Raw genomic sequence first — 20,904 nt, 5'->3', positions numbered from 1 at the left:
GCCGGTGCCAGGTTTCCCCGGGATTCCGCCACCCCGGCGGCGGGCTCCGGCGGGACGGACCTGCCCGGCGGGACCACCCCGCGCGGGCGCTACGTTCGGGTCATGCACACGGTCGCCGTCCTCGCCCTCCGCGAAGTGATCCCGTTCGACATGTCCACCCCCATCGAGACCTTCAGCCGGGCGCGACTGCCCGGAGGTGAGACCCCGTACCGGATACGGGTCTGCGGTGAGGAACCGGAGATCGACGCCGGCGCCTTCACCCTCCGTGCGCCGTGGGGCCTGGAAGGGCTCCGGGGAGCGGACACCGTGATCGTGCCGGGCACCGCCCGGCCCACCGCGCCGCTCGCCCCCGCCGTGGGCGCGGCCCTGCGGCAGGCCGCCGCCGACGGGGCACGCGTCGCCTCCATCTGCACGGGCACGTTCCCGCTGGCCGCCAGCGGACTCCTGTCGGGCCTGCGCGCCACCACCCACTGGATCGTCGCCGACCGGCTCGCCGCCCTCCACCCCGACATCGACGTCGACCCCGACGTGCTGTACGTCGACAACGGGCAGATCCTCACCTCCGCCGGAGCCGCGGCCGGACTCGACATGTGCCTGCACATGATCCGCCGCGACCACGGCTCGGCCGTCGCCGCGACCGCCGCGCGGCTGTCCGTGGTGCCGCTGGAACGCGAGGGCGGCCAGGCCCAGTTCATCGACCACGACCACATCCCCCTCCCCGCGGGCTCCACCCTGGAACCGGTCCTCGACTGGCTGCGGGACAACCTCTCCCGCCCCCTCACCCTCGACGACGTCGCCGCCCACGCGGGCGTCAGCACCCGCACCCTGATCCGCCGCTTCCGGGACCAGACCGGCACCACACCGCTGCAATGGCTCCACCACGCCCGCATCCGCCGCGCCCAGCACCTGCTGGAGGCCACCGAGGAGCCCGTCGAACACATTGCCCACAAGGTCGGCTTCGGCTCCCCCACGGCCTTCCGCGACCGCTTCAAACGCACCACAGGAGTAACCCCCAGGGCCTACCGCCGCAGCTTCTCCTGACCCACCGCGCGCACACCGGCGGGCGCGGCGGAAGTCCAGCGCGCTCCGGAGGGGGGAATCGCGTACGGTTGACGGCTGCCCTAAGGAACGCAGAAGGGGGCCGCCGCGTTGAACGCGCAGGACAGAGCGCCGTACACCCCGCAGGACGGAGCGGAGAGCACGGTGGAGCCGGTGACGGTCCGTGACCGTGAGATCCGTGCGGAGCAGGACCATCTCGACCGGGTGTACCGGCGGCTGGCGGAGAAGATCGACGAGGCCGAGTTCCTCATGGACGACGCCTCCAAGCGCGCCCAGGTCGGCACGCCGGGCGCGCTGGCCGAGCGCGACGCGCAGGTCTTCCGCGCCGGTCTCCACCTCAACCGCCTCAACAGCGAGTTCGAGGACTTCCTCTTCGGCCGGATCGACCTGCTGGAGGGCAAGACCGGCGAGCGCGGCCCCGACGGCGCCTACACCTCCCTGGAGCCCGCCGACGGCGCCGTGCGCGAGGACGCGGACGGCGGCACGTACGCCGACATCGCCGAGACGCTGCACATCGGCCGCCTCGGCGTCCTCGACGCCGACTACACGCCGCTGGTCATCGACTGGCGGGCCCCCGCAGCCGCCCCCTTCTACCGCGCCACCCCCGTGGCACCGGGCCGCGTCGTACGGCGCCGCGTCATCCGCAGCAAGGGCCGCCGGGTGCTCGGCGTCGAGGACGACCTGCTGCGCCCCGAGGTGACGGCGCGGCTGGACGGCGAGGAGCTGGCCGTCGTCGGGGACGGGGCGCTGATGGCCGCCCTCGGCCAGGCGCGCGGGCACACCATGCGCGACATCGTCGCCTCCATCCAGGCCGAACAGGACGAGGTGATCCGCGCGCCCGCCGCCTCCGTCACCGAGGTCGAGGGCGGGCCCGGCACCGGCAAGACCGCCGTCGCCCTGCACCGCGCCGCCTACCTGCTCTACCAGGACCGGCGCCGCTACGCGGGCGGCATCCTCATCGTCTCGCCCACCCCGCTGCTCGTCTCCTACACCGAGGGCGTCCTGCCCTCCCTCGGCGAGGAGGGCCAGGTCGCCATCCGCGCGCTGGGCGCGCTGGCCGAGGAGACGGCGGGCGCGTCGGCCACCATCTACGACGAGCAGCGCGTCGCCCGTATCAAGGGCTCGGCGCGCATGGTGAAGGTGCTGCGCAAGGCCGCCCGGGGGGCGCTGGACCTGGGGCTGCGCACGCCGCTGCCCGAGCGGCTGCGGGTGGTCGCCTCCGGGGCGCGCATCGAGTTGGACGCCGCCGAGCTGGCCGCCGTACGCCGGCAGGTCCTCGCCGGTACCGCGCCCGTCAACCTGATGCGGCCCCGCGCCCGCAAGCTGCTGCTGGACGCGCTGTGGGAGAAGTCCGGCGGGCGCCGCCGCCACGACGACCCGGAGCTGGCCGCCGAGGCCCGGCAGGGCTTCGACGAGGACGTCTCCACCGAGGACGACTTCCTCGCCTTCCTCGACGCCTGGTGGCCGGAGCTGAGCCCCCGCGAGGTGCTGGGCGCCATGGCGGACGAGAGCCGGCTCGGCCGGTGGGCGCGGCGCGTGCTGCGCCCGCAGGAGGTGCGCACCCTGGCGCGCGCCCTCGCCGCGCGCCTGGGCCCCGCGGGGGAGGGCGAGCTGTCCGTGCACGACATCGCGCTCCTGGACGAGCTGCGCACCCTCCTGGGCGCCCCCGCACGCCCCAAGAAGCGCGAGGTGGATCCGCTGGACCAGCTCACCGGCCTGGAGGAGCTGACCACCGCCGCCGACCGCGACGCGGCGGGACGGCGCGGGAGCGCGGAGCGGGCCGAGCGGGAACGCACCGAGTACGCGCACGTCATCGTCGACGAGGCGCAGGACCTCACCCCCATGCAGTGGCGGATGGTGGGCCGCCGCGGCCGGCACGCCACCTGGACGATCGTCGGTGACCCGGCGCAGTCCTCCTGGACCGACCCGGACGAGGCCGCCGCCGCCCGCGACGAGGCCCTCGGCAAGCGCCCCCGGCGCCGCTTCGAGCTGACCGTCAACTACCGCAACCCCGCCGAGCTGGCCGTCCTCGCGGACCGCGTGCTCGCCCTGGCCATGCCCGGCACCGCGCCGCCCCGCGCGGTCCGCTCCACCGGCGTCCGGCCCGGCTTCAGCGTCGCCGGCGACGACCTGGGCGCCTCCGTGCGCGGGGCCGCCGAGCGGCTGCTCGCCGAGGTCGAGGGGACCGTCGGTGTCGTCGTCGCCATGTCCCGGCGCGAGGAGGCCCGCCGGTGGCTGGCGGGGCTGGGGGACCGGGTCGTCGCCCTCGGCAGCCTGGAGGCCAAGGGCCTGGAGTACGACGCCACCCTCGTCGTCTCCCCGGCCCAGATCGCCGACGAGTCCCCCGCCGGGCTGCGGACCCTGTACGTGGCGCTCACCCGCGCCACCCAGCGCCTGGAGGTCCTCGGCACCGCCGCCGACCTGCCCGACGAGGAGGGGGTGCCCGACCTTCTCCGCCCCTGAGACGGCTCCTGGGACCGCCCCTGCGACCTGAGACCGCCCCTGAGAGGCGGGCCCGCGCACGGGGGAATGCCGTACGGGGGTGGTTTGTTAGCCTGGGTGTGGCACCGGCCCGATCCATGCCCCCGGGCCCAACCATAGGCGCTTCGAGCGCCCACTTGCCGCGAGGCGAGCTGGCGGGTCGGTGCCACTTCGAACCGCACGGGAGGGCTCCCGCCGTACGACGAACGGCGGGAGCCCTCCCGTCTGCGTACCGTCCGGTCGGTCAGCCGACCACACGGACCGCGTCGGCCTGGGGCCCCTTGCGGCCCTGGGCGATCTCGAACTCGACGCGCTGGGCGTCCTCCAAGCTGCGGTACCCCTCACTGTCGATCGAGCTGTAGTGCACGAAGACGTCCGGTCCGCCGCCCTCCTGAGCGATGAAGCCGTAGCCCTTCTCGGCGTTGAACCACTTGACCGTGCCCTGAGCCATGTTGCGGGTCTCCCAGTTCGTGCAATGAAGCAGTGTGCGGGCTGATCTTAGGTCGGATTCAGTCCGTTTCAGGGAGATTGATGGCGGTTTTCCTGCGAAGGAGTGGGGGGTTGCGCACGGATGACATCCTCTCGGATGGTGGAATACGCTTTCCGAAGCCAGGGACGCGTTACCGCGTACCGGGGGGTAGGTGGGACGATCTGTTGACGTGCCGCGCCGCTGGCCGTAAAAAGCACGGCCGCGCGGGCGGACACGTGCACCACGTGACAAGGGAAAGCAGAGGGAAGTCGGCAATGGCGCCAAGCGTCTCCTACTCGATGACGGTCCGCCTGGAGGTCCCCGCGGGCGGGACGGCGGTCAGTCAGCTCACCACGGTCGTGGAGTCGTCCGGCGGCTCGGTCACCGGCCTCGACGTCACCGCGTCCGGCCACGAGCGGCTCCGGATCGACGTGACGATCGCCGCCAGCTCGACCGCCCACGCCGACGAGATCGTGGACGAACTGCGCTCCATCGAGGGCGTCACCATCGGCAAGGTCTCGGACCGCACCTTCCTGATGCACCTCGGCGGCAAGATCGAGATGTCGTCCAAGCACCCCATTCGCAACCGCGACGACCTCTCGATGATCTACACCCCCGGCGTCGCGCGCGTCTGCACGCAGATCGCCGAACACCCCGAGGACGCCCGCCGCCTGACGATCAAGCGCAACAGCGTCGCCGTCGTCACCGACGGCTCCGCCGTCCTGGGCCTGGGCAACATCGGCCCCAAGGCCGCCCTGCCCGTCATGGAGGGCAAGGCCGCCCTCTTCAAGCGCTTCGCCGGCATCGACGCCTGGCCCATCTGCCTGGACACCCAGGACACCGACGCCATCGTCGAGATCGTCAAGGCCCTGGCCCCCGGCTTCGCCGGCATCAACCTGGAGGACATCTCCGCACCCCGCTGCTTCGAGATCGAGGCACGGCTGCGCGAGGCCGTGGACATCCCCGTCTTCCACGACGACCAGCACGGCACCGCCATCGTGGTGCTCGCCGCGCTCTACAACGCGCTGCGCGTCGTCGACAAGCGGATCGAGGACATCCGCGTCGTGATGTCGGGCGCCGGCGCCGCCGGCACCGCCATCCTCAAACTCCTGCTGGAGGCCGGCGTCAAGCACGCCGTCGTCGCCGACATCCACGGCGTCGTCCACTCCGGCCGCAAGGACGTCGCGGACGCCGACGAGAACTCGCCGATGCGGTGGGTCGCCGACAACACCAACCCCGAGGGCCACACCGGCACCCTCAAGGAGGTCGTCGTCGGCGCCGACGTCTTCATCGGCGTCTCCGCCCCCAACGTGCTGGAGGGCAGCGACGTCGCCAAGATGGCCGACGGCGCCATCGTCTTCGCGCTCGCCAACCCCGACCCCGAGGTCGACCCGGCGGCGGCCCGCGAGACCGCGGCCGTCGTGGCGACCGGCCGCTCCGACTTCCCGAACCAGATCAACAACGTGCTGGTCTTCCCCGGCGTCTTCCGCGGCCTGCTGGACGCGCAGTCCGTCACGGTGGACGACGCGATGATGCTGGCCGCGGCGCGGGCCCTCGCCGACGTCGTCGGCGAGGACGAGCTGAACCCGAACTACATCATTCCCAGCGTCTTCAACGAGAAGGTCTCCGGCGCGGTGGCCGGCGCCGTACGCGACGCCGTCCAGGCCACCGGCAAGAGCGCCCTGCACGGCGCCCCCGCCCCGGAAACAGAACCGACCCACCCCTGAGACCCGCGACCCTGGATTGCCGCAGGGCACCCCGGACTGCCGCCACGGCACTCTCCTGGTCCGCCGCCACGGCGCGCGGCCCGACGGTGAGGGTCCGGCAGCATCGCCGGGGAGTCACAGGGGGGAGCGGAGACCCTGGAAGGGTCCGGCAGCCCGCCGGGTACGCCGCGAGGACCGGGGCCGCGCCCCAGGGCGAGGCCCCGGCAGCGCTGCCGGACACCCGGGGGCGTACAGGACGCCCCCGGGAGGGGCTCGGCGCGTCGGGGGAGGGTTCACCCGTGCGGGCCTCTAGTGTGGCGGGCAGCCAGCGGCCACGGCGCGGATTGGCTTTCCCGCCGCAGGTAGGGGCAGGATGCATCCCCAGGACTTCGTCCGAGGGGGCAACCCCGTCGAGGACCTTGTCCAGGGGGTTACCCCACGGGGCGCGCGGGCGCGAAGGCGGACCCGGGTCCGGGGACTGTCGTAGGGCCCTGGCAGCATCGGCTTCGCTCTGACTGATATGCGGCTTTGCCGCGTGGCACGCCTCATCGGCAAGAAGAACACGGGAGTACGAATTATGAACCGCAGTGAGCTGGTGGCCGCTCTGTCCGAGCGGGCCGAGGTGACCCGTAAGGACGCCGACGCGATCCTGTCGGCGTTCGCCGAGACCGTCGGCGAGGTCGTCGCCAAGGGCGACGAGAAGGTCACCATCCCCGGCTTCCTCACCTTCGAGCGCACCCACCGGGCCGCGCGCACCGCCCGCAACCCGCAGACCGGCGACCCCATCCAGATCCCGGCCGGGTACAGCGTCAAGGTTTCGGCGGGCTCCAAGCTCAAGGAAGCCGCGAAGGGCAAGTAAGCCTCGGCATCACCGACGCCAAGGGCGGTCCCTCTGCGAGGGGCCGCCCTTTCGCGTGCCGTGCGGGCACCGCCGGTCGGCCCCGGTCCTGGCCGCCGCCCGGCCCTGGCGCCCCGGCTCAGGGGCCCGGACCTGGGGCCCCGGGTCCTGGGGCCCCGGGTCCTGGCGTCCCGGCTAGGGGAGGGGCGGTGCGAAGGGGAGCCGGGTCAGGTCGACGTCCGCCAGGGAGGGCACGAGGCGGGTGTCCGGGCCCTCGGGGATGCCGGGGACGGTGGGGACGGCGACGAGGCGGCAGCCCGCCGCGAGGGCCGAGGCGGCGCCGGTGGGAGTGTCCTCCAGGGCCAGACAGGCCCCTGCGGGCACCTCCAGCAGGCGTGCGGCGGCGAGGTAGGGGTCCGGGTGGGGTTTGCCGCGCGGGGTCTCCCCGTGGGCCACGGAGCAGGCGAAGCGGTGCGGCCCCAAGGTGTCGAGCACCAGATCGGCCACGACGCGCTCGGACGCCGTGACAAGCGCCACAGGGATACCCAGTTCCCGGGCGGCCTCCAGCAACGGGAGCGCACCGGGCTGCACCGTCACACCGGCCCGTACCCGCGCGAGGAACCTCTCGCCCAGCAGGGCAGCGGCCTCGTCAGCCGGGAGTCCGGTGCGCTCGGCGACCAGTGCGGCCGCCCGGTCCAGCGGAAGCCCCGCGAGGGGCTCCAGCGCGGCGGCGCCGGCGGCGGCCCCGTGGGCGGCCAGCAGCTCCGCGAGAGTGGCCAGCCAGTCGCGTTCCGTGTCGACGAGGGTGCCGTCCATGTCGCACAGCAGGGCGGCGGGCCGAAAGGTGGTGGGCAATGCGGACTCGCTCTTCTCGGGGGTGGGGGAGGAGGAGGGTTCGGATGAGCACGGTGTCGGACGGGGGACGGGCAGGAGACGGGCGCCGGGCGGGTCCGGGTCGGGTCCGGGTCGGCCCGGGTCGGGCTCCCGGCCGCGGGGTGCCTCGCGGCCAGGCCGCAGCGAGCCCTGCGGCCTGGCCGCAATGAGTCGCGCAGCTCGGCCACGGCAGCCTCGCGGCCTGGCTGCGATGCGCCGCTCTGATTCGGCCGCAACGAGCCCCGCGGCCCGGCGGCAACGAGTCGCGCGGCCCGGCCACGGCGGCCTCGCGGCCCGGCTGCGACGGAGCTCGTGGCGCCGGCTCCACGAGCCCGTGGCGCCGGCTCCACGACGCCGCCAGTGGCCCGCCCGCAGCCCCCTTTTCCGGCCCCGCCGGGGACCGGGGGGCCGGGGGCCGGAAAAGGGGGGCAGGCCCCCGGCCCCGGCGTGACCGGGAAGGGGGGACAGGCCCCGGTGTGGCGGTTCAGGTGGCGGTCCGGGTGCGGGCCAGCGGATTGGTCTGGGTCGAATTGCGGACGGTGAAGACGACCGAGCCGGGGCGGTAGCGGTCGTCGGAGGTCTCCACGGGGCGGCCGTCGGCGGTCGTCGTCGTACGGCGGACGCGCAGCAGCGGGCTGCCCCGGCGCAGTCGCAGGTGTTCCGCGTCGGCGGTGCCGGCGGCCACCGCGTCGATGTGGTGCTCGCCGTGCGCGAAGACGAGCCCGGTGTCGTCGTAGAGCCGCTGGGTGACCGACTCGCAGTCGTCGGGCAGCGCCTCGACTGCGGGCCCGATCCACTCCGGGTAGACCGTGCGCTCCAGCAGCACCGGTTCCCCGTCGAGGGTGCGCAGCCGCAGCACCCGCAGCACGGGGGCGCCGCGCCGCACCTGGAGCAGCCCGGCCTCGTCCGTGTGCGCCACGTCCCAGGAGGAGGACAGGACGAGTCCCCCCGCCGAGCGCCCGCCCGCCCGCGCCCACTGGGCGAAGCTGCGCAGCTCGGTGAAGCTCTGGCTGGGGGTTGTGGACAGGACGACCCGGCGGGCGCCCTGCCGGGAGCCGATGAGGCCCTCGGCCAGCAGCGCGGAGACGGCCTGCCGCACGGTGCCGCGGGAGGCGCCGTGCGCGGCGGCGAGTTCGGCCTCGGAGGGGAGTGTCGCCCCGACCGGGTAGCGCCCGTCGGCGATGGCGCGCCGCAGCTCGTCGGCGATCCGCTCATGACGCCGGGGCTCGGGCATGGGGGCGGCTCCTCGGTGTTCGGCTGCGGCGGGGGCTCGGTCCGATCATGCCATCTGTGCGCAGTGGCGTGCACATCGGCAACCGGCGTCAGAGGGCGCAACCAGGGCCAGCAGCGCTGGCCCTGTTCGCAAGTAGCGCTTCTAGCTGGAGGCTTGAGCGGCTCGTGGACCGGACCCTGCTCCACAGGGTGGGTGCTGTCGGCTCGCCTGCGTTCACTGGGGCCGAGCTTGTCCATACAGGTGGCGAGCGGTGAACCCCAGGAGTGACAACGCGAAGGCAGAGTGAAGGCAGGCCGTCGCCGCCGTAGGAGCTGCCACAGCGGCAGCCGCCCCCCGTCACCGCCTGCCGGCCGCTTCGAGAAGAAGCACGGCGTCGAGGTGCACAACGAGGACCCCGGCGGCAGCAGCCAGGGCGCTTTCCACACCGCCGCCGAGCGCAAGCCGGGACCGCGCCGTCCAAGCCCTCGACTTGGGCACGTCCGGTTGCGGCAGGACCACCGCGCCGCGTCTCGTCGCCGGATTCGGGGCCGCCGACTTCGGGGAACTCCTCATGGACGGCGAGGACGTCACCGCGATCCCCGCCAAGCGGCGCGACATCGGCAGGGCCGTCTTCCAGGTCTACTCGTCGAGGATGCGGCGCTCGCCCTCGGGCAGGACGCGTCCGGCGCGGGGGTCGATCATCACAGCCGTCATGAACGGGCTGCCGGGTGTCGTCACCGACGATGCCACGGGGGAGGGGGCGACGGTACGGGTCGCGACGTTCTTCGGGGGCTCGCCCGGCCGCAGTCGGTGTGCGGCTCCGGGGTCGAGCTGAAGGCGGACCGGCCCCGCTGGGAGGGCCGCGGGGCCTCGGGGGCGGGCGCCCGCTGCGGGGCTGCTCCGCCAGGGGGTTCGGTGCCGGTGGCGCCGGCGTCGTCATCCTGGGGCCGGCCGCTCGCCCGCCCACCCGTGGGGGAGCCGGCACGGGTGGGCGGGCGGGGGAGGGCCACCGCAACGGTCAGCGGCGGGACAGCCGAAGGGCCTCGCCCTCGCTGGGGCCCGCTGGGGCCCGAAGGGGTGGGTGGGGTGAAGACGAGACAGAGCCCCGCGTCAGGGCCGCTCCACCTTGGCCCCCAGATCCGCCAGCTTCTGCTGGAAGTTCTCGTACCCCCGGTTGATGAGGTCGATCCCGTGCACCCGCGACGTCCCCTGCGCGGCCAACGCGGCGATCAGGTACGAGAAGCCGCCCCGCAGGTCGGGGATGACCAGGTCGGTGCCCTGGAGCCGGGTGGGCCCGGAAACCACCGCCGAGTGGAGGAAGTTGCGCTGCCCGAAGCGGCAGGGCATCCCTCCCAGGCACTCGCGGTAGAGCTGGATGTGCGCCCCCATCTTGTTGAGCGCGGAGGTGAATCCGAGGCGCGACTCGTACACGGTCTCGTGCACGATCGACAGCCCCGACGCCTGCGTCAGCGCGACGACCAGCGGCTGCTGCCAGTCGGTCTGGAAGCCGGGGTGGACGTCCGTCTCCAGGGCGATGGCGTCGAGCGGCCCGCCCGGGTGCCAGAAGCGGATGCCCTCGTCGCCGATCTCGAAGGCGCCGCCGACCTTGCGGTAGGTGTTGAGGAACGTGATCATCGAGCGCTGCTCGGCGCCGCGTACGAACACGCTGCCCTCGGTGGCCAGCGCCGCGCTCGCCCAGGACGCCGCCTCCAGCCGGTCCGGCAGCGCGCGGTGGGTGTAGCCGCCGAGCTTGTCCACACCGGTGATGCGGATCGTCCGGTCGGTGTCCATCGAGATGATCGCGCCCATCTTCTGGAGCACGCAGATCAGGTCCTCGATCTCCGGCTCGACAGCGGCGTTCGACAGCTCGGTGACACCGTCCGCGAGCACGGCGGTCAGCAGCACCTGCTCGGTGGAACCGACCGACGGGTAGGGCAGCCGGATCTTGGTGCCGCGCAGCCGCTGCGGCGCCTCGAGGTACTGCCCGTCGGCCCGCTTCTCGATCGTCGCGCCGAACTTGCGCAGCACGTCGAAGTGGAAGTCCACCGGTCGTCCGCCGATGTCGCAGCCGCCCAGGCCGGGGATGAAGGCGTGGCCGAGGCGGTGCAGCAGCGGGCCGCAGAAGAGGATGGGGATCCTGGAGGAGCCCGCGTGCGCGTCGATGTCCGCGACGTTGGCGCTCTCCACGTGGGACGGATCGAGCACCAGCTCGCCGGACTCGTCCCCCGAGCGCACCGTGACACCGTGCAGCTGGAGCAGGCCGCGGACGACGCGTACGTCACGGATGTCCGGCACGTTGCGCAGTCGGCTCGGCTCGCTGCCCAGCAGCGCGGCGACCATGGCCTTGGGAACGAGGTTCTTCGCACCCCGCACACGGATCTCGCCCTCGATCGGGGCGCCACCGTGGACGAGGAGTACGTCGGCTGGGCTGTCGGTCATGGATCTCCGCGATTCCGCGAGACGGGATGGGACAACAGGCAAGCGTAATGGCCCCGTCCGGTGCTGACCCAAGCGCGAGGGGGGCCTGCGACTGTCACAGGTAGGCAATAACACGGTGGGTGAGATGTCCATTGCGTACCGTGTTGTGGCGCGAGTCCTGGCCCCGGATCTGCCTATTGGGTCCCCGCGGACGCCGATGGTGCGGGATCATTGGCGTATGACCGAGGTGTCCTCGCTCACCGGGCGACTTCTCGTCGCCACGCCGGTGCTGGCCGACCCGAACTTCGACCGCGCTGTGGTGCTCCTCCTCGACCACGACGAGGCGGGCTCACTGGGCGTGGTCCTCAACCGTCCCACCCCGGTGAACGTGGGGGACATCCTGGAGCCGTGGGCCGCGCTCGCGGGCGAACCCGGCGTCGTCTTCCAGGGCGGGCCCGTCTCGCTGGACGCCGCCCTGGGCGTCGCCGTGGTGCCCTCGGGCAGAGGCGACCGCACCGACGGCGGCACCCCGGGCCCCGCCGCCGCGAGCGGCATCCCCGGCTCTGCCGGTACGACCCGCCCGGCCGGTAAGTACGGCCCCGTTGGTAAGAACGGCCCTGCTGGTACGAACGACCCTGCTGGTGAGGCCGGCGCCACCGGCACGCCCGGTGGCGCCCCCGGTACCGGCGCCGCCGATGCCTCCCGTGCCGCCGACGCGTCCGCCGCTGCCGACGGGTCGTCCGTCGGCGGCGATGGGGTACCTGGGAAGGACGGGGCAACAGGGAAGGACGGGGCAACCGGGGAAGGCGGGGCATCCGGGAAGAACGCGGGCAAGGCCGCCGATGCGGCCTCCGGCCGGTCCGCAGGGCAGGCGTCCGGTGGCACCGGAGCGGCCGGGGACGAGGGCATCGGAGCGGCCGGCGACGAGACGGCGGAGACAGCGGAGGCATCGGCCGGCACATCGGCCGAGCGGGCCGAGGCGTCGTCGGCCGCCGACGAGGCCGCTGAGCTGGGCACCGTGCTGGACGCCGACGGTCCACTCGGCTGGCGCCGGGTGCACGGCGCCATCGGCCTGGTGGACCTGGAGGCCCCGCCCGAGCTGCTCGCCGCCGAGCTGGGATCCCTGCGGATCTTCGCCGGGTACGCCGGCTGGGGGCCGGGGCAGCTGGAGAAGGAGCTGTCGCAGGGCGCGTGGTACGTGGTCGAATCGGAACCCGGCGACGTGTCGTCCCCGGCGCCCGAGCGCCTGTGGCGGTCCGTGCTGCGGAGGCAGCGCAGCGAGTTGGCACTGGTCGCGACCTACCCCGACGACCCCTCCCTGAACTGAGAACCGGGTCCGGCGGAGCACCCCGAAGGGGTGACGCGGGTCACCGCCCATGACTGACGCGTCCCCGCCGCATGAGTACCCTTGGACCGCATGAGCACTCTTGAGCCCGAGCGCGGGGCGGGCACCGGCACACTCGTCGAACCGACCCCGCAGACGTCGCACGGTGACGGCGACCACGAGCGGTTCGCCCACTATGTCCAGAAGGACAAGATCATGGCGAGCGCGATGGACGGGACGCCCGTCGTCGCGCTCTGCGGGAAGGTGTGGGTCCCGGGTCGCGACCCGAAGAAGTACCCGGTCTGCCCGATGTGCAAGGAGATCTACGAGACCATGGGTCCCGGCGGGGACAACGGCAAGGGTGGCAAGGACGGCAAGGGCGGCGGCAAGAAGTAGCCCGCGCCTCCCGCTTCCTCGCGCGACGGAACGGCCAGGATCCAACGGTCAGGACCGAACGGTCAGGACCGAACGGTAAGGACCGAACGGTCAGCTCGGTCAGCTCACCCGGGTCGCCGGGTCCCCACGCGGGCCCGGCGACCCGCGCGCCCCACGCGAGCACAGAGATGCCCCACGCCGGGAGCCATCGAGCCCCACCGGGCCGGCGCGGTCCGCGATTCAGGGGCCGCCCCGCCGGCCGAAGTGCCGTCCGCGGCCCAGGGAGCCGCCGGCCACGAGCGCCCTCCGCGGCTCAGGGGAGCCGCCGGCCGAAGCACCAGGAGTTCTCCCGCCCCGCATAGGCGCCGAAGTTCGGTATGCGCGCGTACCCGCACCGGGTGTAGAAGCGGACCGCGTCCGGCTGCGCGTCGCCCGTCTCCAGCCGCAGCTCGGTCCAGCCGCGCCCGGCGGCCCACTCCTCCAGCGTCCGCAGCAGCCGCGTCGCCGCGCCCGTGCCGCGCCAGGCCGGCTCGACGTACATCCGCTTGATCTCGCCGGCCCCCGACCCGAGGTGGCGGAGCCCCGCGCACCCCACCGCCGGTCCGCGCGCCGCGCTGCTCGCCGTGCCGTCCTCCTCGTCCCCCTCGTCCCCCTCGTCGGCCTGATCCGCGCCGTACGCCACGAAGAACGCGGCGATGTCGTCCGCCGACGGCGGCACGCCCGGCTCGCTGTCCGGTCGGCCGTACCGCGCGGCGATCTCCGCCCGCTGCCGGGCCCGCAACGCGACGGCGTCCGGATGTTCCCAGGCGACCCGCTCGACCTTCACGGACGCGGCCCCGGTCGTCACGAGCCCACCCGCCACGTCCTCACCCGTCACGGGCCCACCCGTCGCGCGCCCATTCCTCACCTGCTCACTCGTCTTCCTCACCTGCTCACTTCTCACATCCGGAGTGTGCCGGGACGGTGTTTCGGCGGGCCGGCCCGTGGGTTTCCTCGCGGTGACGCGGCCCAGCCCCCCAGCCCTCCCAGCCCCCTGGGCCCTGGGCAACCGGCCGCCTCCCGCCTCCCCCTCAGCAGCACTGCCAGGTAAACCGCGCTCGCTCGAAGCGGTTCTCCGCTAGGTCCTCGGGGCGTATCAGCCAGTACAGGACGCCGCAGTCGCCCCAGCACATCCCCGCGTCCTCGTCGCTGTCGAACCGCGCCAGCAGCGTCCAGCGCTCCGCCTCCGGGACGAGACGCGGATCGAACTACGCCGTATGCGGCAGCAACCGTCCCACTCCCCGTACTTCGGCGAGGACTTCCTCTGGACAGCCCTGTTCCGGAAGGCGGCGTAGGGCGGAACCCCTTCGCGACGGTACGCGTTGTCGAAGTCACCCGGCGCGACAGGGTACGCGCTGCTACCGTCAGGTTCACGACAGTCACCTGACGCTCAGGGAGCCCGCAGTGCAACTGACCCGCCCCGCCGTCTCGTTGGCCGCCGCCACAGCCGCCACAGCCGCCACCGCGCTGCTGCTCGCCGGATGCGGCGGAGGCGAGGACGGCCCCTCGAAATCCGGCAACATCGAGGGCGCGGACTCCCCCAAGAGCACGTCCCCCAGCGCGGACAAGAGCGAGGAGGCGGAGCCGAAGACGGGCGACTTCCGCACCTCGGACATCAAGCTCCCCGACGACGTCAAACTCGTCTTCGACTGGAAACAGCCCTCCGACCCCGACAAGGCCGCCGCGTTGGATGGAGCGGCGGATTACATGAGGGCCCTCATGCACGGCACGGTGAAGCAGGACCCGAAGGACCCGGTGCTGGCTCGGCACGTTGTGCCGTTGCAGACAGCGGAGGAGTACGCGACGACGCTCGTCAAGGCACATGTGGAACGCGAAGCCACGGTGACTGGGACGGATCGCTACTACCGTGAGAATGTCGGAGACGTTGTAAGCGGGAAACTGGCCGAAGTCTCCTTCTGTGTGGATCAGTCCAAGTTCTACAGCAAGAAGATCAAAAGCGGAAAGATCAAGCGCACGGAAAAGAGCGCTTCCAGTTACATGCGGTACACGCTGGTCATGGAGAAGCCTAAAAGAGCTGCATCGCCTTGGCGGGCGCGGTCCTTTGAATACGAGGCGAAGGCGGTGAAGCAATGCGGAGACTGACTTTCATTGGCGCACTGGTACCTAGTCTGTGCGCTGCAATGCTTGCATCGATCACGACCGAGGCGTGGGCTGACGACGATCTTCGTGACGCGGAGAAGTTCCAGAAGGGGAACTTCACCAACGGCGAGGCCACAGCCGCTGCCGGTGGTGGTAGTCGTGAGGTCGCCTACTCCGGCGAAGGCACCGCCGCTCCCAAAGGCGGGGGTGGCAATCTCTCTGTGCCGGCGGGGGATTGGGCGCCGCCGCCGTGTTGGTACGCGCCCACGTACTCGCCCAAGGAGTTGAAGGAGAAGGTCGATGACTCGCCGTACTCCCTGACGGGGCGGCTGCCGAACAACGGGCCTCATAAGCAAGAGGTCGACGGGGACATCCGGTACAGGTACAAGGAGGGGGAGTACAAGGACTTCAATCTCAAGAAGCAGGGGAAGGGCATGTTCTGGGCGGCGGTGCCCAACCCGGCGGAGCCGGACGCGGCGAAGCGTGAGTCGTGCACGAGGCTGCCGTTCTGGGTGCCGAACGGCGAGCGGCCGAAGGTGGAGAACGCGATCAGCCCGAAGATCCTCTCCGCGCTGGCGTACGCGAAGGTCACCGTGCCGGACACGGAGGTCGAGCTGAATCCGAAGGCGCGGCAGACGGTGAATCTGCCGACGTGGGTGTGGCTGGACAAGGGCACCTACAAGCCGTTGTCGGTGAGGGCTTCGGTGGATCTCGGGGGCGGCGAGGAGATCTGGGCGAGGACGACGGTGAAGCCCGCCTCCCTGAAGCTGTCCGCCGGGACGGAGGACGCCGAGGTGCATCCGTCCTCGGGGGAGTGCCCCGTCGAGGCGGACGGCGGGATCGGCGCCCCGTACAAGAAGGGCGGCGGGAAGAGGACGCCGCCGTGCGGGGTGACGTATCTGCGGGCCACCCAGGGCGACGCGGCCTACCCGCTGGAGGCGACCCTCACCTGGGACGCCTCGTGGGAGGGCAGTGACGGGCAGGGGGACGACGACCTGCCGGACGGTGAGTTCGGCGGTACCCGGAACGTCACCGTCCGGGAGATCCAGGCCATCAACTGACGGTCCCGCGCACCCCGCACGCCGGTGTGCCGCCGGGCAGGCGGTGGCGGTTGGCGGCGACGACGCGGTAGACGACGTCCGCGATCCGCCGCAGGAGCGGCAGCCGCAGCAGGGTCCCGGCCACCGACCAGGCGCCGCCGGCGCTCAGCAGGGCCGCGGCGACGGCCTGGGCGCCGCCGCGTACCGTTCCGTCCGGCGTGACCCACAGCACCTCGCGCTCGGCGCGCTCCCGGGTGACGCCGAGCGTGACCAGGTCGGCTTCCTGCCACGGCACCGTCCGGCACCGGGGCCGGACGCGGCGTTCAGCGAAGCGCACCGCGGTGGTGCAGAAACCGCAGTCTCCGTCGTAGACGAGGAGCGCCGGTTCGCGGTGTGTCCTCATGAGGCCATTGTCGCCGCGGGCCGGCCGTGCCGCCCCGGGCCCTCGCGGGACCCCGTCCCCGTCCGTGCCGTCGCCCCGCCCCTGCCGTCCCGGCCGTGGGATGGCCGTCGGCCGACGGGTCTCAGCCCGACGGGTCTCAGCCCGACGGGTCTCAGTCCGTCGGGCTTCCGTCCGTCGGATCTCAGTTCGTGCGGTCGGCCCAGCCGGCGGGGAGCGCGTCCGGGGCGACGGAGATGACGTCCTCGTCGTCGGTGCCGACGTGCTCGAACAGGGTGATCCGTGCGAACTCCGGGACGATGTGGACGGGGTAGGTGGGGCCCTGGTCGCGGTAGGCGCGCATCCGCTCCAGGTGGTCGTTCTGGAAGCAGACCGTGCGTTCGCCGTGCTCCTCCACCCAGCGAGGGAAGAAGATCACGCCGTGCAGGCGGCGCTTGCCGGGCATGACGTTGACGACGACGGAGGTTCCGGTGGGCTCGTTCCAGGAGACCTTGTAGCTGTCCTCGTCGAGCTGGACGAGGTCCACCCGCTGGTCCTTGACCCAGCGTCCGCCGACCATGCCGGAGTGTATGCGGTAGTCGATGGTGCGGGCGTTCTTCACGTACATCTCGTACTGCCAGCCGTTGGCGTAGGTGTAGATGAAGCGGTGGCCCACGATGCCGGACAGGTCCTGCGCGGGGACGGGCCCGGCGTGCGGGGAGGCGCCGGCGTCCGGGGTGGGGTCGGTCACCGTGTTCATGGCCGTGGTCATACGGCAGCTCCTCCTTCTGGCGCGTCCATGTTGCTGTTGCTGTTGCTGTTGCTGTCGCTGTCGCTGTCGCTGTCGCTGTCGCTGTCGCTGTCGCTTGCTGTTGCTGTCGCTGTCGCTGTTTGCCGTGGCGTCCCCGGGCCGCGCCGGGCTCCTCAGGGACCCCACATTCGATTTTGCAGCAAAATAGTTTTGAGTCAAAACGCGTGCGTCATACTGGGACCATGGACACCGCGACCCGGATCGGCCGGCTCATCGGCCCCCTGCGCCGCGCAGTGCTGCGCACCCGCCGCTTCGACGAGGCACTCCCCGACCTTCCCGAGGCCCAGATCGAGCTCCTGCGCACCCTGGCCGAGGACGGCCCCGCCACACCGCGCGAGGTCGCCGGGCGCCTGCGGATCGCGCCCTCGACGGTGAGCAACCTCGTCCGGGCCATGACGGCGTCCGGGCTGGTGGAGCGGACCCCCTCCGCGACCGATCTGCGCACCGTGCGGCTCGCCGCCACCCCTCGGGCGCTGGACCTGCTCGGCCGCTACGACCGGGTGAGCACCGGCGCCCTCCGCCAGGCCCTGGACGACCTCGCCCCCGAGAGCCGCGAGGCGCTGGAGCGCGCCCTCCCGGTGTTCGCCGAACTGCTCACCGCGCTGGAGGCGCGGACACTCGGACCGGCCCCCGAATCCGGGCGAACCGGCACGCGGGCGCCGCGTCTGCTGGGAGACTCGGTGGCGGAGTAACCGGAGTAACCGGAGTAACCGGAGTAACCGGAGTAATCGGAGTGGCCGGAGTGGCCGGTGGGGCGGGCGGTTCAGGAAGGGGACCGGTCGGCACGCCGGAGCACCGGTTGGGGCGCCGGAGCACCGGCCGGTTCGCCGGGGCCGGACCAAGGAGGGGTGAGGGCGGCATGAAGGTGTACATCAGCGCCGACATGGAGGGCGTGACCGGGCTCGTCGGGGCCGACGACGTCCAGATGGGCGGGCGCGACTACGAGCGCGGACGCGTGATGATGACCGAGGACGTGAACGCCGCGGTGCGCGGCGCCCTGGGGGGCGGGGCACGCGAGATCGTCGTCAACGACACGCACAGCACGATGCGGAACCTGCTGGTCGAGGACCTGCACCCGGCCGCGTCGCTGGTGCGCGGCAAGCCCAAGCCGATGGGCATGCTCCAGGACCTGGACGCCTCGTTCGACGCCGTCGTCTGCGTCGGCTACCACGCGCGGGCGGGGAGACTGGGCGTTCTCAGCCACAGCTTCATGGGGCACGAGATCGAGGACATGTGGCTGGACGACGACCGCGCCATGGGGGAGATCGGCTTCGCGTACGCGACCGCCACGGCGCTCGGCGTTCCCGTGGTGGCGCTCTCGGGCTGCGACGTGGCCTGCGCCGAGGTGGCGGAGTGGGACTCCGCCGTCCGTACCGCCCCCGTGAAGTACGCCCGCGACCGGTTCACCGCCCGCCTGCGCCCCGCGGACGAGGCGCGGAGCGCCATCCAGGAGGCGGCGGAGGCCGGCGTGCGGGACGCGGCGTCCCACCCCCGCGCGGCGCCCGACACCGGCGACCACACCCTCGCCGTACGCTGGCAGTCCGCGTCCGTCGCCCAGCAGTTGGAGGGCGTCCCCGGGGTGTCCCGTACGGACGACCGCACCGTTCGCGTTCGGGGTGAGCTTCCGGCGCTCTTCCGCCTCTTCGGGGTCTTCATGGGGGTGGCGTACTCCCTGACGGGGCAGCCGCCGTACTGCTGACGGGTCGTGCGGGAAGATCACAGTTCGATCTCGTGTGCGGTGGCCTGTGAACTCGCGGGGCGGTGCCGGCGTCTCACTCCGGCGTAACGGAAAGGAGGGGCCTCCCCCGCCCCTTCGCCAGTAAGAGGTGCGTGTTCCGCACCCTTGAGGAGACTTGCATGCGCAAGAAGTTCACCAAGGCGGCAGTCGTTCTGGCCGGAGTGGCGGCCTTCGCCGGTCTCGGCACCACCGCGGCCACCGCGGCGTCGCAGGCGACCGCCTCGTCCGTGACGACGCAGGCGGCCAACGACAACTACGACACCTACAAGGTCGGCACCCTCGAGATGTGCCAGAAGATCGGCGGCGCCATCTCCGGTCCGGGCAAGGAGTACGCCGGCTACTCCTGCTGGCTGGACGAGAACGACCAGTGGTGGATCGACCTGAAGAGGTGACGGCGCAGCGGCCGTGCGGCCACGTGACCGGGCGGCCACGTGACCGCGCAGCCATATGGCCGTGCGGCCGTGCGGCCGTGCGGCCACGCGAAGAGGAGGGGGCCGGCCCGACGTACTCCGTCGGGCCGGCCCCTTCGTCGTGGAGAGGAGCCGGGACCTTCTCCCGCTGGTTTGTCACAGCCACGTCACACGAGGACCCGGGCGTGAACCCCCGCATCGGCATCGGCATCAGATCTTGCGGCAACGACAGAAAGGATGCCCGAGGATGCTTCGCTCACGCTCACGCTGGATCGCCGCGCCGCTCGCCGCGGCCGCCCTCACCCTGACCGCCGCCGGTTACGCCGGTGCGGTCACCTCCCCGGCGGCCGGTGCGCACACCGCCGGCAAGCACGCCGCCGCGTCGGCCCCGTGCCTGGCCGACGCGACCACCCTGCTCGGTGACCTGGACGGCGACGGCCGCCCGGACAAGATCAGCAACCCGGGCCACACCGGCACCAAGATGACGATCCAGTGGGGCACCAAGTCCGGCTCGTTCGGCAGCAAGCACACCGTCAGGAGCCTGGTCGGCGCGAAGAAGGGCGAGGACGTCAGCGCCGCTGTCGCCGACTTCGACAACGACGGCACCCTGGACCTGGTCGTCAACGTGGTCAAGCCGTCCGGCGGCGACGACCCCTCGACGGCACGCCTGGCCGAGTACCGGCCCGGCCCGCTCGCCCGTACGAACCTGAAGTCGCCCGGCGCCGTCCACTCCGACATCGGGGACATGGGCGAGGTCCGGCAGCTGAGCGTCGCTCGCTACAACGACGACGCGTACCCTGACCTGGCCGTCCTCAACAACGCCGGTGACGGGCAGATGGACCGGGACGTGCGCCTGTCCAAGCCGGGCGGCGGCCTGGCCGGCTACGACCGTGAGGCCAAGCTGAAGTACGGCGAGTACGGTACGTGGGCCGAGCCGCCGGCCATGCCCACCGACGGCTGGAGCCAGTTCTACAAGACCTGCTCCTGATATCCGCCGGGCGCCGCCATGGTTCCCGTGGCCCCGGCGGCGCCCGGTCATTCATCGCCTTGCACATTCCCCCGTTATCCGAGATCCACCCAGCCCGCCCACCGCCGGTGGGCCCCCTTTGAGGAGAGAAACATGCTTGCCCGGAAGAAGAAGGTCTCCGTTTTCGCCCTTGTCGCGGTGGCCGCCAGCCTGTCGCTCACGGCCTGCGACAACACCGGGGGCGACAACGCCTCCTCCAGCTCGAAGGCGTCCGCCTCCGCGAGTGCCTCGCACAAGACGGCGTCGCACACTCCCAAGAAGTCCGGTGGGAAGTGCACGGACCAGAAGAACTACGCGGGTGACCCGCGGTCGAATGCCGAGATCAACGGTATTGGTGAGGAGACGGGGACGTGCCCGGCGCCGCAGAAGGCCGGTTCTTCCTCGGGCGGGTCCAAGGGTTCGGGTGCCAAGTGCACGGACCAGAAGAACTACGCGGGTGACCCGCGGTCGAACGCTGAGATCAACGGTATCGGTGAGGAGGACGGGGACGTGCCCGGCGCCGCAGAAGGCCGGTTCTTCCTCGGGCGGGTCCAAGGGTTCGGGTGCCAAGTGCACGGACCAGAAGAACTACGCGGGTGACCCGCGGTCGAACGCCGAGATCAAC

The 20,904-nt window shown here is 72.3% G+C and carries 20 protein-coding genes and 3 pseudogenes; 15 read left to right on the top strand and 8 right to left on the bottom strand.

Features of this window, described 5'->3' with window-relative positions; translation table 11 throughout:
* The first annotated feature begins 102 nt into the window (after nt 1–102).
* Both FM076_RS12430 and FM076_RS12425 read left to right on the top strand, forming a co-directional pair.
* Nucleotides 103–1,041 carry a GlxA family transcriptional regulator gene (locus FM076_RS12430; RefSeq protein WP_173870303.1) on the top strand — a complete coding sequence of 313 codons (939 nt, stop codon included), beginning with the start codon at nt 103–105 and terminating at the stop codon, nt 1,039–1,041.
* A 162-nt stretch (nt 1,042–1,203) separates the two neighbouring features.
* On the top strand, nt 1,204–3,522 hold the full coding sequence (locus FM076_RS12425; RefSeq protein WP_173874697.1) for a UvrD-helicase domain-containing protein: 2,319 nt from the start codon (nt 1,204–1,206) through the stop codon (nt 3,520–3,522).
* A gap of 262 nt (nt 3,523–3,784) precedes the next feature.
* Here the strand turns inward: FM076_RS12425 and FM076_RS12420 are convergent, their stop codons facing one another.
* Nucleotides 3,785–3,991: a cold-shock protein gene (locus tag FM076_RS12420; RefSeq protein WP_173870301.1), complete on the bottom strand. Its 207-nt coding sequence runs from the start codon at nt 3,989–3,991 to the stop codon at nt 3,785–3,787.
* A 293-nt stretch (nt 3,992–4,284) separates the two neighbouring features.
* Between FM076_RS12420 and FM076_RS12415 the strand changes: the two genes are divergently transcribed.
* The gene (locus FM076_RS12415; RefSeq protein WP_173870300.1) at nt 4,285–5,736 is read left to right on the top strand and encodes an NAD-dependent malic enzyme; all 1,452 of its coding nucleotides are present in this window, start codon (nt 4,285–4,287) and stop codon (nt 5,734–5,736) included.
* A gap of 556 nt (nt 5,737–6,292) precedes the next feature.
* Nucleotides 6,293–6,574 carry an HU family DNA-binding protein gene (locus FM076_RS12410; RefSeq protein ID WP_016469244.1) on the top strand — a complete coding sequence of 94 codons (282 nt, stop codon included), beginning with the start codon at nt 6,293–6,295 and terminating at the stop codon, nt 6,572–6,574.
* Between the two features lie 174 nt (nt 6,575–6,748).
* Here FM076_RS12410 and FM076_RS12405 read toward each other — a convergent pair whose 3' ends face one another.
* Entirely contained in the window at nt 6,749–7,408 is a 660-nt protein-coding gene (locus tag FM076_RS12405) for an HAD family hydrolase (RefSeq protein WP_243274447.1), read from the bottom strand.
* A gap of 502 nt (nt 7,409–7,910) precedes the next feature.
* Nucleotides 7,911–8,660: a GntR family transcriptional regulator gene (locus FM076_RS12400; protein WP_173870298.1), complete on the bottom strand. Its 750-nt coding sequence runs from the start codon at nt 8,658–8,660 to the stop codon at nt 7,911–7,913.
* Nucleotides 8,661–9,129: 469 nt separating this feature from the next.
* Between FM076_RS12400 and FM076_RS35290 the strand changes: the two genes are divergently transcribed.
* Nucleotides 9,130–9,474 carry a hypothetical protein gene (locus tag FM076_RS35290; protein WP_428814824.1) on the top strand — a complete coding sequence of 115 codons (345 nt, stop codon included), beginning with the start codon at nt 9,130–9,132 and terminating at the stop codon, nt 9,472–9,474.
* A gap of 275 nt (nt 9,475–9,749) precedes the next feature.
* Here the strand turns inward: FM076_RS35290 and murA are convergent, their stop codons facing one another.
* The gene (murA, locus tag FM076_RS12390; RefSeq protein WP_173870296.1) at nt 9,750–11,078 is read right to left on the bottom strand and encodes a UDP-N-acetylglucosamine 1-carboxyvinyltransferase; all 1,329 of its coding nucleotides are present in this window, start codon (nt 11,076–11,078) and stop codon (nt 9,750–9,752) included.
* Between the two features lie 217 nt (nt 11,079–11,295).
* On the opposite strand from murA, the pseudogene FM076_RS33680 reads away from it, so the two are divergent.
* The 3 genes and pseudogenes from FM076_RS33680 to FM076_RS12380 form a co-directional block, all read left to right on the top strand.
* Nucleotides 11,296–11,664: pseudogene (locus tag FM076_RS33680) on the top strand (YqgE/AlgH family protein); the annotation flags it as partial.
* A gap of 420 nt (nt 11,665–12,084) precedes the next feature.
* A pseudogene (locus tag FM076_RS33675) lies at nt 12,085–12,384 on the top strand (YqgE/AlgH family protein); the annotation flags it as partial.
* Between the two features lie 90 nt (nt 12,385–12,474).
* Nucleotides 12,475–12,777, top strand: a complete 303-nt coding sequence (locus FM076_RS12380) for a DUF3039 domain-containing protein (protein ID WP_173870292.1) — start codon at nt 12,475–12,477, stop codon at nt 12,775–12,777.
* A 292-nt stretch (nt 12,778–13,069) separates the two neighbouring features.
* Here FM076_RS12380 and FM076_RS12375 read toward each other — a convergent pair whose 3' ends face one another.
* Together FM076_RS12375 and FM076_RS33670 are read right to left on the bottom strand one after the other, a co-directional pair.
* Nucleotides 13,070–13,633, bottom strand: a complete 564-nt coding sequence (locus tag FM076_RS12375; protein WP_345944967.1) for a GNAT family N-acetyltransferase — start codon at nt 13,631–13,633, stop codon at nt 13,070–13,072.
* Between the two features lie 193 nt (nt 13,634–13,826).
* Nucleotides 13,827–13,970: pseudogene (locus FM076_RS33670) on the bottom strand (DUF1963 domain-containing protein); the annotation flags it as partial.
* Nucleotides 13,971–14,199: 229 nt separating this feature from the next.
* On the opposite strand from FM076_RS33670, the gene FM076_RS12365 reads away from it, so the two are divergent.
* Together FM076_RS12365 and FM076_RS12360 are read left to right on the top strand one after the other, a co-directional pair.
* Nucleotides 14,200–14,898 carry a hypothetical protein gene (locus FM076_RS12365; RefSeq protein ID WP_173870290.1) on the top strand — a complete coding sequence of 233 codons (699 nt, stop codon included), beginning with the start codon at nt 14,200–14,202 and terminating at the stop codon, nt 14,896–14,898.
* Nucleotides 14,899–14,936: 38 nt separating this feature from the next.
* The gene (locus FM076_RS12360) at nt 14,937–15,956 is read left to right on the top strand and encodes a hypothetical protein (RefSeq protein ID WP_243274443.1); all 1,020 of its coding nucleotides are present in this window, start codon (nt 14,937–14,939) and stop codon (nt 15,954–15,956) included.
* Here the strand turns inward: FM076_RS12360 and FM076_RS12355 are convergent.
* Nucleotides 15,949–16,338, bottom strand: coding sequence for a thiol-disulfide oxidoreductase DCC family protein (locus FM076_RS12355; RefSeq protein ID WP_173870288.1), 390 nt, complete (start codon nt 16,336–16,338; stop codon nt 15,949–15,951). The genes FM076_RS12360 and FM076_RS12355 overlap by 8 nt on opposite strands.
* A gap of 181 nt (nt 16,339–16,519) precedes the next feature.
* Nucleotides 16,520–17,074, bottom strand: a complete 555-nt coding sequence (locus tag FM076_RS12350; protein WP_173874693.1) for a phenolic acid decarboxylase — start codon at nt 17,072–17,074, stop codon at nt 16,520–16,522.
* A gap of 233 nt (nt 17,075–17,307) precedes the next feature.
* Here FM076_RS12350 and FM076_RS12345 point away from each other — a divergent pair, with 233 nt between their 5' ends.
* The 5 genes from FM076_RS12345 (at nt 17,308) to FM076_RS12325 (ending at nt 20,879) form a co-directional block, all read left to right on the top strand.
* Nucleotides 17,308–17,817, top strand: coding sequence for a MarR family winged helix-turn-helix transcriptional regulator (locus FM076_RS12345; RefSeq protein WP_173870286.1), 510 nt, complete (start codon nt 17,308–17,310; stop codon nt 17,815–17,817).
* A 167-nt stretch (nt 17,818–17,984) separates the two neighbouring features.
* Nucleotides 17,985–18,824, top strand: coding sequence for a M55 family metallopeptidase (locus FM076_RS12340; protein ID WP_173870284.1), 840 nt, complete (start codon nt 17,985–17,987; stop codon nt 18,822–18,824).
* A 158-nt stretch (nt 18,825–18,982) separates the two neighbouring features.
* Nucleotides 18,983–19,255: a hypothetical protein gene (locus FM076_RS12335; protein WP_173870283.1), complete on the top strand. Its 273-nt coding sequence runs from the start codon at nt 18,983–18,985 to the stop codon at nt 19,253–19,255.
* A 265-nt stretch (nt 19,256–19,520) separates the two neighbouring features.
* Nucleotides 19,521–20,261 carry an FG-GAP repeat domain-containing protein gene (locus FM076_RS12330; protein WP_173870281.1) on the top strand — a complete coding sequence of 247 codons (741 nt, stop codon included), beginning with the start codon at nt 19,521–19,523 and terminating at the stop codon, nt 20,259–20,261.
* Between the two features lie 132 nt (nt 20,262–20,393).
* Nucleotides 20,394–20,879: a hypothetical protein gene (locus FM076_RS12325; protein WP_243274441.1), complete on the top strand. Its 486-nt coding sequence runs from the start codon at nt 20,394–20,396 to the stop codon at nt 20,877–20,879.
* The last annotated feature ends 25 nt before the right edge of the window (nt 20,880–20,904 follow it).

Source organism: Streptomyces albus subsp. chlorinus (assembly GCF_013302895.1).
Taxonomy (GTDB): domain Bacteria; phylum Actinomycetota; class Actinomycetes; order Streptomycetales; family Streptomycetaceae; genus Streptomyces; species Streptomyces chlorinus.
The sequence above is the reverse complement of the archived record's forward strand: the minus strand, read 5'-3'. Positions and strand labels throughout refer to the sequence as shown.

Excerpts from the sequence above, each read along its gene's own strand:
- FM076_RS12420 (WP_173870301.1), bottom strand. The coding sequence starts at position 3,991 with ATGGCTCAGGGCACGGTCAAGTGGTTCAACGCCGAGAAGGGCTACGGC.
- FM076_RS12355 (WP_173870288.1), bottom strand. The coding sequence starts at position 16,338 with ATGAGGACACACCGCGAACCGGCGCTCCTCGTCTACGACGGAGACTGC.
- FM076_RS12350 (WP_173874693.1), bottom strand. The coding sequence starts at position 17,074 with ATGAACACGGTGACCGACCCCACCCCGGACGCCGGCGCCTCCCCGCAC.
- FM076_RS12340 (WP_173870284.1), top strand. The coding sequence starts at position 17,985 with ATGAAGGTGTACATCAGCGCCGACATGGAGGGCGTGACCGGGCTCGTC.
- FM076_RS12335 (WP_173870283.1), top strand. The coding sequence starts at position 18,983 with ATGCGCAAGAAGTTCACCAAGGCGGCAGTCGTTCTGGCCGGAGTGGCG.
- FM076_RS12330 (WP_173870281.1), top strand. The coding sequence starts at position 19,521 with ATGCTTCGCTCACGCTCACGCTGGATCGCCGCGCCGCTCGCCGCGGCC.
- FM076_RS12380 (WP_173870292.1), top strand. The coding sequence starts at position 12,475 with ATGAGCACTCTTGAGCCCGAGCGCGGGGCGGGCACCGGCACACTCGTC.
- FM076_RS12410 (WP_016469244.1), top strand. The coding sequence starts at position 6,293 with ATGAACCGCAGTGAGCTGGTGGCCGCTCTGTCCGAGCGGGCCGAGGTG.
- FM076_RS12400 (WP_173870298.1), bottom strand. The coding sequence starts at position 8,660 with ATGCCCGAGCCCCGGCGTCATGAGCGGATCGCCGACGAGCTGCGGCGC.
- FM076_RS12360 (WP_243274443.1), top strand. The coding sequence starts at position 14,937 with ATGCTTGCATCGATCACGACCGAGGCGTGGGCTGACGACGATCTTCGT.
- FM076_RS12415 (WP_173870300.1), top strand. The coding sequence starts at position 4,285 with ATGGCGCCAAGCGTCTCCTACTCGATGACGGTCCGCCTGGAGGTCCCC.
- murA (WP_173870296.1), bottom strand. The coding sequence starts at position 11,078 with ATGACCGACAGCCCAGCCGACGTACTCCTCGTCCACGGTGGCGCCCCG.
- FM076_RS12430 (WP_173870303.1), top strand. The coding sequence starts at position 103 with ATGCACACGGTCGCCGTCCTCGCCCTCCGCGAAGTGATCCCGTTCGAC.
- FM076_RS12345 (WP_173870286.1), top strand. The coding sequence starts at position 17,308 with ATGGACACCGCGACCCGGATCGGCCGGCTCATCGGCCCCCTGCGCCGC.
- FM076_RS12325 (WP_243274441.1), top strand. The coding sequence starts at position 20,394 with ATGCTTGCCCGGAAGAAGAAGGTCTCCGTTTTCGCCCTTGTCGCGGTG.